Origin of the sequence: Porphyromonas crevioricanis, from assembly GCF_900476255.1 — a bacterium.
GTDB lineage: Bacteria > Bacteroidota > Bacteroidia > Bacteroidales > Porphyromonadaceae > Porphyromonas > Porphyromonas crevioricanis.
On record NZ_LS483447.1, the window covers coordinates 1,086,183 to 1,098,558 of the forward strand.

The following is a 12,376-nucleotide window of genomic DNA, read 5'->3' on the forward strand; positions in this document are numbered from 1 at the left end:
ATTAACTTATGTATTGTGAATAATTATCTACTGTTCCGTTTGTCCTACGAATATCAATTATTTGTATCGCTTTTTTTCCTGGCTCTTGCTGTCGAGGGGTGTCTTGGTTTCGGAGGTAGAAGCCGAGGTTTGCATCAGACGTCTGAAAAGTGCGGGGATAGCTTGCTTGAATGTCATTCGCTGCCCATTGATTGGGTGTCGCATCACCAAGCGAGTGCATTGCAAAGCCACACAGCCAAGCTCCGGAAAGATAGAGCCTCCATGCCGATCCCCTGCCAATGGCAAACCGGCCTGCCTCATCTGTCTTCGTATTTGATTGTTCCGCCCATGTTTCAGAGATATTTCCAGCAAACTACAATATGCGCCGTGCCGAATAACCTTGTAAGAAGCCACACCGGCAGAGGAGGATGCGTCTGAGTTGAAAATTCTATTCTCTGAGGAGAAAATGAGACTTGCCGGATCTTCTTTATGATCTTTGTTTTGCTTGTCTGCTACAGGCTTAAGTAAAATGCCACGATCTTCTTCGGGTCTCCCCTCTATTACTGCATGGTAGACCTGCTCTTCTACTATTTCGGTCCACTGGCGAGTTATATATTCCTGTGCATCCCGGCTCTTGGCGAAAAGCACAATCCCCCCGGTATCTTTATCCAGACGATTGAGCATAAAGAGTTTAATCTTTGTATTGTAGGTCTTCAGATGAGTTGAGAGGATCCTCATGGCCGTGTGTTGTCTGTCCATCCCACTGGCTACGGTAGATATGCCTGGCTTCTTGGCACAGACGAGCAAGTCTTCGTCTTGATAGAGAATTTCCAATAGTGGGTGGTGTATCTCATCTGGTATGGGATACTTATGTAGCTCTACCTTTTGTCCCTTCTGCAAAGACCTATTGGCCACTGTTTCAGCAATACCATCTACACTCACAAAACGGTCGCGAAGCAATTGTTTGACAGTCGTGCGACTCTTATCCGGCAAGCAGCTTTGCAGGAAGTTTATTAAGCTCAAATCTCCCTCCTCGGCTGTATCAGAAACAAACCATTGCCGAGCCGAGATAGCTTTGCGAGAGCCGGAAGTACTGTGAGGGGCTTTCATCTGAATTTCGTACTAATGGGAAGATGAGGTTAGGATTTCTTTTTGAACACTAATAATAGCCCTGCATAGATGGCGAAAACCATTGCCAGGGCAAAGAAGAGGATCCACATAGTGGAATTGCGCAGAAGGAATACAGCAGAGGTGATAAACAGCAAGCCGGAAAACAAATTCATTCGAATAAGTCTTCGCTCACGTACCTCATAAGATTTGTGGGGTTGCAACAAGAAGTACAATGTGTATAGCCCGGCACCTAAGGCATAGAGCCAAGGAGCATATGACCACAGTGCTATGTGGAGGGCCGAGCCTAAAATGAGTAGGATAGCTCCCGATTGATAGAGGAAGGGATAATCTTTCATTGTGATTGTCCTTTGTCCTTTTCGTTTGGTTTGTCCTCCACGAGGAATACCTGCTCGTCCGGAGCCTTCATCATGAAGCGTTCTCTAGCAATTTGTTCAACACCATCTTTATTGCTGCGTATTTCTTCCAAACGAATACTATCTTGTCTGTAAGACTCACGTGCACGACGAAGCTCCTTTTTCAAGCCGGAGATTCGTTTGCTTCGTTTGTAGGTCTGCAGCAAGTTATGATCGCTGAATACAAAAATCATAAGCAGGGATATCAGAGCAACGGCCACAAATGGGATGTAGCGGTGCCGGGCACGCCAAACTCTGTAAGACTCCCGATAGGAGCGGAGACGAGCCCCGGGGCCTTTAGCTCTCCCCTGCGCTTGCGACTTTTGCTCTTGACTATTATTCACGGGACAATACTATGTGTAGTTTTAGTATAGGCGCAAAGATAAGCAACCCCACTCAATTTGCAATTCTGGTGAAGCAAAAGAATAGGTAAAAGCGGTGAATGTTATCATTTGTGCCAAATGATTGGGCTGTTAGATTTCTAAAGGATAGCTTTATGCTGATTTTCTGTGGTGGTATCATTCATGGAGCATAGCACAACTTCTTAGTTAGAATGTTTTGCTGCATCCTCAGAGGTTGGGAGCAATGCTCTCCGTTAGAAAATCGGAGATTACTCGTAGGCAATGTTTATGAATATTCCCAAAAAGCAATCCGGCCCTGTAACTTCATAAGGAAGTTACAGGGCCGGATTGCTTTTATGCTGTTATAGAATTTTTTCAGAGGAAATGTTTCAACTTGGGTTGCAACTCTTTGCGGGCGAAGAATATCCGGCTCTTTACTGTACCCAAAGGCAAATCAAGTGTCTCAGCTATTTCATTGTATTTGTAGCCACTTACATACATGGAGAACGGCTCTTTGAGCGTGTCCGGCAGTTCTGCGATGGCTTGAGTGATTTCGCTCAAATCCATCGTCCCTTCCGGAGTATTAAGACCTCCCTCCCCCACCAGAGGCACATTGTATGGATCCGTGTTGTCATCAATGACTGTCTGCATACGCACAACCTTGTGGTAGTTGTTGATGAAGATATTGCGCATCACGGTAAGTACCCATCCTTTGAAGTTGATGTTGTCCTTGAACTTATCTCTATTGTTGAGTACTCTGAGCGTCGTATCCTGCATCAGATCTTCTGCGTCCTCTACATTGGTCGTAAGAGACAGGGCAAAGTGGCGCATATTATCTTGTAGGCTGAGAAGTTTGTCTTGGAATTGCAATGCATTCATCTGATTCGCTTTGTTTATCCTTGTGCAGGGTTTTAATTCTACTATCTGTCCAGCCGTTCGGAATGATCGAGGATCTACCCCCATTGGCTGTTGAGACAAAGGTATGTTTTGCACAACTAAAACACAATAGATAAGTTTGCAGCTACGATAGAGGTTTTCTATATGCAGCGTCTTCCAATCAAACACTAGTAATCGTTTGGCTATGATCCGGAGAAAGAAAAAGACTTACAAACAGGGTGAATCATTTGCCGATTCTATCCATTTGCATGACTTGGCCCCCTATGCCCATTTCTATAGAGAGAATCGATTCCTATCCAAGCTCTGCAAGGTGGCGAGACTGATAGGTCGAGTTGCTGTGGAGCAATTTTTCGTGCTTTATTATCTTCTCAAAGAAGGATCTCTCTCGATCAAGGACAAAGTGATTCTAATCGCAGCCCTGGGCTACTTTATCTCACCGATAGATTTGATCCCGGACTTTTTGCTTCCCATCATCGGCTTCTCGGACGACTTGGCTGTTGTTGGCATTGTCTTGCAACTTTTGCGCCGCCATATAACACCGGAGATAAAGTCTTTGGCAGCATCTCGCACTAAAATGTTGTTTGCTTGACAGCGTTGCTGCTAACCGTAACCAAAACGGATCGGGTGTGACAATGATAGAGGATAGGAGGGTGTGGTCTCAGCTGCTCTTTGTGTTCGCTGCCGCTGTGATTGTTGCTACCTCTTTGTTTGTCTCCAAGAAGTTGGTCGATAAGGTGGCCGACGAGGAGAGGCTCAAGATGGAGATTTGGGCTATGTCTGCACGTCAGTTGGCCGCAGAAGAGGCAGATGGAGACCAAGCCTTGGATTTGATACTCAAGATTATAGAGTCCAACAAGACGATACCTGCTATTCTGTGCAATGAGAGAGATTCTATCGTATCCTACAATAATATATCCGTATCCGGCTCCGATTCAGTAGCCCAATTGCAAGGCAAGTTGGCCGATTTCCGGGAAGGTTATCCAGCTATTGTTATAGACATGGGACCCGAAGGTCTGCAATATCTGTATTACTCCGACAGTAGTACCCTAAGGCAAATACTTCTCTTCCCCTACGTACAGCTTGCCGTGATATTGCTTTTTATTTTTCTTGCTATACGGGCAGTGTTAGCTACCAAACGAGCCGAGCAAAATCGTATATGGGCAGGACTTTCCAAGGAAACGGCCCACCAATTAGGAACTCCCATATCTTCCCTCATGGCTTGGACGGAGCTGCTTCGCATGGGGCAACTCTCTCCGGAGATTGTTGCAGAGATAGAGAAAGATACGCACCGGCTGCAGATGATAGCAGATCGCTTTCAGAAGGTAGGCTCTGCATCCGTCACCTCATCTGTAGATTTGTCCCAGGTATTGAGGCAGACAATAGACTATATGCAGCCTCGCATTTCAAAGCAAGTGTCAGTTGATTTGCAATTGCCGGAGCAAACCGTGATGATTGCCGGTTCCGAGACATTGCTCAGTTGGGTGATAGAGAATTTACTGAAGAATGCCGTCGATGCCATGCAGGGAAAGGGTCGGGTCGTCTTGAGCCTCAAACAGAAAGGTCGCAATGCCGTTATTGATTTCTCCGATACTGGCAAAGGAATAGCCAAGAGTAAACTGCGCATGATCTTTCGTCCTGGTTACACCACACGTGAGAGAGGGTGGGGCTTGGGGCTTTCTTTGGCCAAACGTATTGTGGAGGAGTATCATGCCGGGCAAATTTTCGTACTGAGGTCCGAGATCGGTGTCGGTACCACTTTCCGGATATTGCTTCCGCTCATAAAGTCCGTTGTGGAGGAATAGCTTCATCCTCTTGCTATCTTTCCCAATTCTCAATTGAAAATCTTATGATGATGAATAAACAAAACAACCTTTTCCTTGCTCTTCACTCCGATTCTCTCATGTCAGACTTTTCGGAAGAGGGAGTTTCAACTTTGATAGCCCTTACCAAGATAGACAAACAACATTCTGAGGCTCTTCTGCTTGTTACTTTCGGTAGCACTTATCCGGGGCCACATCAGACCTATGCTCGAATATCCAAGGCCTATCGGAAGGCTTTCCCCGATAGAGATATCTATTGGGCTTTTACCTCTAAGATCTGTATCAAACGTTGGGCGAAGAAAACGGGGCAACAATATCACACTCCGGACTTTTGGTTGGAGGCTTTGACAGAAGCCGGATACCGGAAGATCGTAGTGCAATCTTTGCATATCATTCCGGGGCAGGAGTATTTGTTAGTGCGTGATACTTATATAAAACCTTTCTTAGAGAGGTATCCTGAGGTCTCCGTGCGTCTGGGTGAGCCTCTGTTGAGTAGTGAGGAGGAATCTAAGCGGGTGGCACATATCCTGCACGATCACTTTGCTGACCTCTTGCATAAGGGGCATGCTGTAGCTTTTATGGGGCATGGAAATGCCAATAATGCCGATTATGAGGCTGGAAATAGGAGTTATCACTATGTGCAGGACGAGTTTGCACGTCTCAATGACAGACTATTTCTCTCTACGGTTGAATATCCGGGGATGTTATTTTCTGATTTGTTAGCCAATCTTTCTGCTCTTTCTCGGCATCCCGAGGCTGTGCATTTGGTGCCGTTGATGTCTGTAGCCGGAGATCATGCTTGCAATGATATGGCGGGAGATTATGATCCGAACGAACCGGACGAAGAGCAGAGCTGGAAAGTGCAATTGACACAAAATGGCTATACCTGCCAGGACGAACATTGCCATCTGATTGGCTTGGGGGATTTTGAAGAGTTGCAGAAACTATGGATAGAGCACACTTGGCAGGCTTTGCCGGTAAGTCTCTAAGAGAGGGTCTCTCTCTGTAGATTCAGTGCAAAAGAAAACGGCCGTATCGATTATAATCGATGCGGCTGTTTTTTGTTTTTCTGCTCTTATGAGGGAGACATACTTACCTGAGCGATGCTCTCCCATTGGGCAAGTCCGGTTTGTTTAGTCTTTCACCAGCTTGCTAGTCTGAGTTCCGGCTTTTACTATATAGAGGCCTTTAGCCCAATCAGATACATTCAGTACGGCTGAGCCTTCGGCATTGGTGTAGGTGTTTGCTACGATATGACCATCTACGGTGAATACGAATACTTGTTCGTTGGCTATTGCCATTTTGATAGAGACTATATCTTTGGCTACGGTAGGATAGAGTCTAAGGTTGTTGTTGGCCACTTTAGAGATTGATCCTACTTCTCTAAATACAGCACTGAGTTCGATGTCGCCATCTACTACAAAGCGTTTCAGGCTACGTATGTCGAGGTTTTCGTTAACTAATAGTTTGTCCAATTCGTAGCCATTTGCAGGAGTTGCTGTCACTGCCAATTCTGCTCCCAGTGCAAGTCTGGAAAGATCCTGATCACCCTCGATCCTTATCTCTCCATTTGTTGTGGGTTTGAAAGTTACTGTGAAAAACTTTTCCGGCAGAGTGGTCTCTCCTTCGTATTCTTCTCCATTATCCGTTTCGGAAATATTAATGTAGTCGCCTCGTAAATCACGCACATCCCATCCTTTTTTTGTGGCTATTGCTACATCTGCCTTGGTGGATATGTTCCATTCCTTACGGTTTTTGCTGTCTATTACGTACAATTCGCATTTGGAGTTGGATGCTTTCGGTAAAGATTCGAGCATCTTGGTCATATTCTCGTTGCGAATAATGTTTCCGTAAATGTCTAGACGTTGTACTCCTTTGTTGGAGGAAAAATCCAGTTCGCGAATTTGATTGTTGTTACAAGATACATTTACCAGTGTGTTGATACCACTCAGATCTAGGCTGATCAATTGTTGTTTAACTGCCGAAAAATCGATTACTGGACCAATAATCTTTATTTCCGGGTTGCTTACCCTGAATGTAAACTCTTCCTCTTCTTTTAGTGGTTTGATAAGGACACCCGAATTTTCTACACCTTCTATCTTGATTTCATCTTTTGATCTAAGCCAAAAGGAAATCTTTTTTCCCACCGGTATCGATGTAGTGAGTTTGATAACATTCTCTTCTTGTCGTTCTTGTGCCGAAAGGTCGAAAGAGATAGATGACAGTGTTAAAAGTGCGAATGCTAAAACCAGCATTCGTGAATGAGTAAGATTTTTCATGTCGTTTTTGTTATTCATTAAAAGGTGGATATTTGACAAAAGAGTGATTACATCGAAAGCAAGAAAATCGAATGAAACAGACTATCCCCGGAATAGCGAAGCTCCGACTGTTGGTAAACTAATACAAGGACAGGGAGATTTCGATATTTTGGGGATAGCGCAAAGATATGAAAAGAGAAGAAATGCTATCCTTCTCGGAATGCCATTTTTTTAGTCTTCTGGCAGCTGATCCACTTCGTTGATCCACATATTGCTGACGGCATCGCTTGGCATTCTCCATTCTCCTCGAGGAGAGAGACTTATACAGCCTACTTTGGGTCCATCCGGCAAACAGTTTCGTTTGTATTGCTGTGCGAAGAAGCGTCTGAAGAATGTCTTGAGCACTTGTTTGATCTCTCGCTTGGTGTATTTCCCATCGAAAGCCACTTGTGCCAAAAAGAAAATCTTCTCGGGAGAGAACTCGTTGTACAAGAAATGGTAGATGAAAAAGTCGTGCAGCTCGTACGGCCCTATGCTCTGTTCGGTGTTCTGCACGATCGCTCCGCTGCTGTCTGTGGGGAGAAGCTCCGGGCTGATAGGTGTACCCAGCACATCCATCAAGATGTCAGAGGTATGGCTGCCCATGTCGGTAGATTCGGCGATATAGCGGATAAGAAGTTGCACTGTGGTTTTGGGAACCCCCGAATTGACAGCATACATACTCATGTGATCCCCATTGTAAGTCGTCCACCCGAGAGCGAGTTCGGAGAGGTCTCCTGTACCTATCACGGGGGCATTGTATTTACTACCGAGGTCCATGAGGATTTGGGTGCGCTCTCTGGCTTGTGTATTCTCGAAAGTCAGGTCTTGTACAGACTCATCGTGCCCGATATTCATAAAGTGCCTGCGACAGGCCTCTTGTATATCTATCTCCAATCGTGTCACTCCTAATGCATCCATTAGCTTTGTCGCATTACTAAGTGTGCGTCTCGAAGTACCGAATCCCGGCATGGTTACTGATATGATCCCCTTGCGATCCAGCCCGAGTATATCAAAGGTCCGTACTGTAACAAGTAGGGCCAGAGTAGAATCTAACCCTCCAGAGAGACCTATCAATACTTTCTCCGCTCCCAGATGGTGCAATCGCTGACGCAGACCGCAAACCTGAATATCGAAGATCTCAGCCGAACGCTCCTTCCGGGAGGCGTCGTCCGGCATGAATGGGTTGCGCTCCACTTTGCGTGTCATAGGGAAAGAGTCCTCTGGTTTTCGCAATTCAAAGGGCACCTCTACCAAATCTTCGTCTGTCAGTTGAGAGACGGCAGCTTTGAAACTACTGTTGATATAACGCTCGGTTTGCACACGCGAAACATCTATATCGCTCACGATCATGCGTTCGCTATAGTCGAAGCGTTTCATTTCCTCTACGATTGTGCCCACTTCGGCAATGAATGCCTTCCCAGTATAGACCAAGTCTGTGGAGCTCTCTCCGTAGCCACAAGACGCATAGACGTAGGCACAGATGCTCTGGGAAGACAAGCCACTAATCAGGGATCTCAAGTAGGCGTGTTTGCCGGCATTTTCGTTGCTGGCCGAGAGATTGAATATGATTTGTGCTCCATAGAGAGAAAGACGGGTACCGGGGGTGTAGGGTGTCCACATATCCTCGCAAATCTCTATCCCGAAGCCTACCGTGCCACAACGGAAGAGCAGGTTGCAGCCGATTGGTACACGTTCTTCTCCAATTAGCACAGTGCTGTATTGCAGGTCTCTGGCTGGTGAAAACCAACGTTTTTCCTGAAATTCTCGATAGTTCGGCAGATAGGTTTTGGGTATGGCGCCCAGGATTCGACCACTCTGGAAAACAATCGCAGCATTGAATAGCTTTTCTTCCACCCGCACCGGTGCACCCACAATGACCAGCACTCGGGTGTGAGCCGTTTCGGCCACCAGACGACATACCGCCTCTTTGGCTTTCTCCAGCAGGAATGGTTGTAAGAATAAGTCTCCGCAGGTATAGCCGGTAATGCTGAGTTCCGGAAAACAGAGTATTTCTACGCCCTTGGTTTCAGCATCCAGTATCATAGTCTTCATGCGGCTGATGTTGTAGAAACAATCGGCTACCTTGACATAAGGTACTGCCGCAGCCACTTTTAGAAATCCATATTTCATATATCCACAATATTATATAAGGTGCGCGCAAAGGTAACCAAATAAAGCCCAAGCATACAGGGGAGTACGCTTGGGCTTTGTCGGTCGTCTCGGGAAGAGGAACTACCTCGTCCTGCTTTTCTTTATGTTTTCTTGACTTTAGTCCGAAACAGCTACAGAACAGAGTTTCTGCCTCCGATCCGTCTCTTTATTCTTCCGTGGGACCAGCTGCCACCAGAGCTTTGCCAGTTTCGTTGCCGCAGAACTTTACAAAGTTCTCCCTGAAGAGCTGAGCCAACTTACGAGCCTTCTCATCCCACTCGGCTGCATTGGCATAGGTGTCACGCGGGTCAAGGATCTTTTCGTCCACGCCCGGCAACTGTGTCGGTACGGAGAACCCGAAATAGGGTATCTGTTTGGTCGGAGCCTTGTCGATAGAGCCATCAAGTATGGCATCGATGATACCTCTGGTATCTTTGATAGAGATCCGTTTGCCCGTCCCGTTCCATCCGGTGTTTACCAGATAGGCGCGTGCGCCCACACGCTCCATTTTACGTACAAGTTCTTCAGCGTATTTGGTCGGATGCAACGAAAGGAAAGCAGCTCCGAAGCAAGCGGAGAAAGTCGGGGTCGGCTCCGTGATACCGCGCTCGGTCCCTGCCAGCTTGGCTGTGAAGCCGGAGAGGAAGTAATACTTCGTCTGCTCGGGAGTGAGGATAGACACCGGAGGCAGCACTCCGAAGGCATCTGCCGATAGGAAGATCACGTTATTGGCATGGCCTGCTTTGGAAATGGGTTTGATAATGTTGTCTATGTGGTAGATCGGATAGGAGACACGAGTATTTTCCGTTACCGATTTGTCCGAGAAGTCGATTCGCCCATCTTTGTCTACTGTCACATTCTCCAAGAGAGCATCCCGGCGAATGGCATTGTAGATGTCTGGTTCGTTTTCTTTGCTCAGGTTGATGACCTTGGCGTAGCAACCGCCTTCAAAGTTGAAGATACCGTCATCGTCCCATCCGTGTTCATCGTCACCGATAAGTTTGCGTTTGGGATCGGTAGAGAGGGTTGTCTTGCCTGTGCCTGAGAGTCCGAAGAAAATTGCTGTTTCTTTCTCATCTTGACTCGTATTGGCTGAACAGTGCATGGCAGCGATGCCGGCCAGCGGGAGGCGGTAATTCATGTAGGAGAACATCCCCTTTTTCATTTCGCCACCATACCAAGTGTTTAGGATCACCTGCATTTTTTCGGTCAGGTTGAAAACAACTGCTGTCTCCGAGTTGAGTCCAAGCTCTTTGTAGTTCTCTACTTTGGCTTTGGATGCATTGAGCACCACAAAATCCGGCTCTCCGAAGTTGGCCAGCTCTTCGGCTGTCGGGCGGATAAACATATTTGTGACAAAGTGAGCTTGCCATGCCACTTCCATGATGAAGCGTATCTTGATCCTTGTATTGGCATTAGCTCCGCAGAAACCATCTACAACAAAGAGCCTCTTGTTGCTCAGTTGGTTGGCTGCCAGTTTTTTGAGCTCTTTCCAAGTTTCGAGGCTGCAGGGCTTATTGTCATTTTTGTATTCCTCACTTGTCCACCAGATCGTATCTCGAGTGATATCGTCCTTTACCCAAAATTTGTCTTTGGGGGAACGACCGGTGTAGATCCCGGTCATTACGTTCACGGCTCCCAACTCGGTGCGTTGTCCCTTTTCGTAACCTTCGAGGTTTTCTTTCAATTCTTCCTGATAGAGAGTCTCGTAGGATGGGTTGTATAGGATTTCCACATTACCGGAAATGCCGTACTTAGTTAGGTCTATTGGTTTCATAATCTTGTATTATCGTTTTACAAAGTTGCATTGATAGTCCTGAGGAAAGAATGCATGACCGCTATGTAGCGACTATCGCAAAGGTAAAAAAAAGGGGAAAAGACAAACTGTCTGTGGAGAAATCCCCACAAATACCCATCCAGATGGAGAGGGGGGAATTACAGTTTAATTGGAAGTTGAGTATACCATGCAACTCTGTGTTTTTTTCTCTCTGAGGATTGTAAGTTGTAGTTTAGTTGAAGAGGCTATTTGTACCCCTGAAAGACGGGTGATGTACATTGAAACATCTAATAGTTAGGGAGGGCAACTCTTTACTTTTGAAGGAATGCCTTTTATGGAAAGAGTGTTTTTTTTGTTTTTAGAAATAAAATAAATACCTTTAGAGCACAAGGAGAAGGAAGAAAAGTTCTTTTTAGTGTTAATTTCTTGGGCTTTTTTTGGCCTGAATGAAAAGCTCATCGAAAATAGATGCCTTGTTCTTTTCTTCGTCTTACTTAATGTCTTCCTGATATAGGTTTGTTGTTTAACTCTTGAAAGTATTAGTTATGAAAAGAAATTTATTTTTTGTACTTCTCCTGTCTTTGTTTGCATTTGGGTTTGGGTTGAGCTTGCAAGCGCAGACAGAAGAGGCCACACAAGATTGTTTCCCTGTTGGAGCAAAATGGTATTATCAAACGGAAGAGGTAACCCCTTTTTCGTATATGCCCGATAGGGATAAAAATAAAGATGAGTGGAAGATCGGCTTTTTTTTATACGAAGTCATAAAGGAAGAAAACTTGGGGACGGAAATCAAGAAAACCATCACACGGACGAGATATAATCATCTCAAGGAAATAGATAGTGTTTCGACTTTTTACCTATATCTCTGCCCCAACGGAGACCTTTGGGGGGAAGACGAAGGTGCTGCTCGTAACCTTTTCCACTCACCAAGTAAGAAGATCGGAGATAAGTGGCCGGTAACTATTCGTTATAGATCAATATATCATCTACCTATCGATGGGGTCGATGCTATTTCTTCAACTGTTACCTTGAATGATATTTATGAAGATCCGGATGGTTGTATAACTTATTATTACATTCTCCGTAGTGTAACCCCTGAGGAGGGCTCATCTTTCCCGTATTGGTACATATGTAGAGAAGGAGATCCACTGTCTCCTAGTGATCGTATTTATCCGATTGGAGGCTTTTTTGTGAATTTTTGGTATGCAGATCTCCCTATGCGGGAAGATGAAGAGATCGGAGCTCGGGCTTATGTAGCTCCGGACGGTACCGTCTATGAAACTGATTGGTGGAAGAGAAATCCTTTTCATGATATCGGTATAGATGGTGTATACCACCGCCCATTGGCTTTGCCGGTTGTTCAGAACCCAGAGGGATGGTACCGCTATGATCGACTGTCTGGAGTCGCAGTCAGCGAAGTTTCGGGACAATTGTATTTGTACGGCATGGATGGGCGACTGGTTCGTATGGGGCATGGTCAGGTTTCTACCTTGGGCCTTCCGACTGGGATATATGTCTTGAAGTCAATGGATAACCCCCATTGCTATGCAAAAATATTGGTTGAATAGAGTTTAAGCAGAAATACGAT

The 12,376-nt window shown here is 45.7% G+C and carries 11 protein-coding genes; 4 read left to right on the forward strand and 7 right to left on the reverse strand.

The genetic code is table 11. The annotated features are described in order from the left end of the window. Positions 1 to 57: 57 nt before the first annotated feature. From DQN70_RS04835 to DQN70_RS04850, 4 genes are all read right to left on the reverse strand, one after another. The gene (locus DQN70_RS04835; RefSeq protein WP_023940183.1) at positions 58 to 1,089 is read right to left on the reverse strand and encodes an RluA family pseudouridine synthase; all 1,032 of its coding nucleotides are present in this window, start codon (positions 1,087 to 1,089) and stop codon (positions 58 to 60) included. A 29-nt stretch (positions 1,090 to 1,118) separates the two neighbouring features. Then, positions 1,119 to 1,445: a hypothetical protein gene (locus tag DQN70_RS04840; protein ID WP_023938106.1), complete on the reverse strand. Its 327-nt coding sequence runs from the start codon at positions 1,443 to 1,445 to the stop codon at positions 1,119 to 1,121. After that, on the reverse strand, positions 1,442 to 1,846 hold the full coding sequence (locus tag DQN70_RS04845) for an FtsB family cell division protein (RefSeq protein ID WP_023940185.1): 405 nt from the start codon (positions 1,844 to 1,846) through the stop codon (positions 1,442 to 1,444). Before DQN70_RS04845 ends, DQN70_RS04840 begins: the two co-directional genes overlap by 4 nt. A 372-nt stretch (positions 1,847 to 2,218) precedes the next feature. Next, positions 2,219 to 2,722 (reverse strand): RNA polymerase sigma factor, encoded by a 504-nt coding sequence (locus tag DQN70_RS04850; RefSeq protein ID WP_023940930.1) that lies wholly within the window; start codon positions 2,720 to 2,722, stop codon positions 2,219 to 2,221. A gap of 202 nt (positions 2,723 to 2,924) precedes the next feature. On the opposite strand from DQN70_RS04850, the gene DQN70_RS04855 reads away from it, so the two are divergent. Genes DQN70_RS04855 through DQN70_RS04865 form a run of 3 tightly spaced genes read left to right on the forward strand, consistent with a single transcriptional unit; the run spans position 2,925 to position 5,549 of the window. Further along, complete coding sequence (locus DQN70_RS04855) at positions 2,925 to 3,329, forward strand: YkvA family protein (protein WP_023938983.1); 405 nt, start codon at positions 2,925 to 2,927, stop codon at positions 3,327 to 3,329. Then, positions 3,322 to 4,542, forward strand: coding sequence for a sensor histidine kinase (locus DQN70_RS04860; protein WP_231968784.1), 1,221 nt, complete (start codon positions 3,322 to 3,324; stop codon positions 4,540 to 4,542). Before DQN70_RS04855 ends, DQN70_RS04860 begins: the two co-directional genes overlap by 8 nt. Before the next feature lie 44 nt (positions 4,543 to 4,586). After that, positions 4,587 to 5,549, forward strand: a complete 963-nt coding sequence (locus tag DQN70_RS04865) for a sirohydrochlorin cobaltochelatase (RefSeq protein WP_052115647.1) — start codon at positions 4,587 to 4,589, stop codon at positions 5,547 to 5,549. 144 nt (positions 5,550 to 5,693) lie between these two features. Here the strand turns inward: DQN70_RS04865 and DQN70_RS04870 are convergent, their stop codons facing one another. The 3 genes from DQN70_RS04870 to pckA all read right to left on the reverse strand — a co-directional run bounded on the left by DQN70_RS04870 (position 5,694) and on the right by pckA (position 10,788). Beyond that, positions 5,694 to 6,839: a T9SS type A sorting domain-containing protein gene (locus DQN70_RS04870; RefSeq protein WP_036888502.1), complete on the reverse strand. Its 1,146-nt coding sequence runs from the start codon at positions 6,837 to 6,839 to the stop codon at positions 5,694 to 5,696. 210 nt (positions 6,840 to 7,049) lie between these two features. Next, the gene (locus tag DQN70_RS04880) at positions 7,050 to 8,990 is read right to left on the reverse strand and encodes an NAD(+) synthase (RefSeq protein WP_023940937.1); all 1,941 of its coding nucleotides are present in this window, start codon (positions 8,988 to 8,990) and stop codon (positions 7,050 to 7,052) included. A gap of 187 nt (positions 8,991 to 9,177) precedes the next feature. Further along, a complete protein-coding gene (pckA, locus tag DQN70_RS04885; RefSeq protein ID WP_023940939.1) occupies positions 9,178 to 10,788 on the reverse strand; it encodes a phosphoenolpyruvate carboxykinase (ATP) in 1,611 nt (536 codons plus the stop codon). Between the two features lie 545 nt (positions 10,789 to 11,333). Here pckA and DQN70_RS04890 point away from each other — a divergent pair. Beyond that, the gene (locus DQN70_RS04890; protein ID WP_111759343.1) at positions 11,334 to 12,356 is read left to right on the forward strand and encodes a hypothetical protein; all 1,023 of its coding nucleotides are present in this window, start codon (positions 11,334 to 11,336) and stop codon (positions 12,354 to 12,356) included. Positions 12,357 to 12,376 lie beyond the last annotated feature (20 nt).

Coding starts and splice junctions, on each gene's coding strand:
- DQN70_RS04840 (WP_023938106.1), bottom strand. CDS start 1,445: ATGAAAGATTATCCCTTCCTCTATCAATCGGGAGCTATCCTACTCATT.
- DQN70_RS04890 (WP_111759343.1), top strand. CDS start 11,334: ATGAAAAGAAATTTATTTTTTGTACTTCTCCTGTCTTTGTTTGCATTT.
- pckA (WP_023940939.1), bottom strand. CDS start 10,788: ATGAAACCAATAGACCTAACTAAGTACGGCATTTCCGGTAATGTGGAA.
- DQN70_RS04865 (WP_052115647.1), top strand. CDS start 4,587: ATGATGATGAATAAACAAAACAACCTTTTCCTTGCTCTTCACTCCGAT.
- DQN70_RS04855 (WP_023938983.1), top strand. CDS start 2,925: ATGATCCGGAGAAAGAAAAAGACTTACAAACAGGGTGAATCATTTGCC.
- DQN70_RS04880 (WP_023940937.1), bottom strand. CDS start 8,990: ATGAAATATGGATTTCTAAAAGTGGCTGCGGCAGTACCTTATGTCAAG.
- DQN70_RS04835 (WP_023940183.1), bottom strand. CDS start 1,089: ATGAAAGCCCCTCACAGTACTTCCGGCTCTCGCAAAGCTATCTCGGCT.
- DQN70_RS04870 (WP_036888502.1), bottom strand. CDS start 6,839: ATGAAAAATCTTACTCATTCACGAATGCTGGTTTTAGCATTCGCACTT.
- DQN70_RS04850 (WP_023940930.1), bottom strand. CDS start 2,722: ATGAATGCATTGCAATTCCAAGACAAACTTCTCAGCCTACAAGATAAT.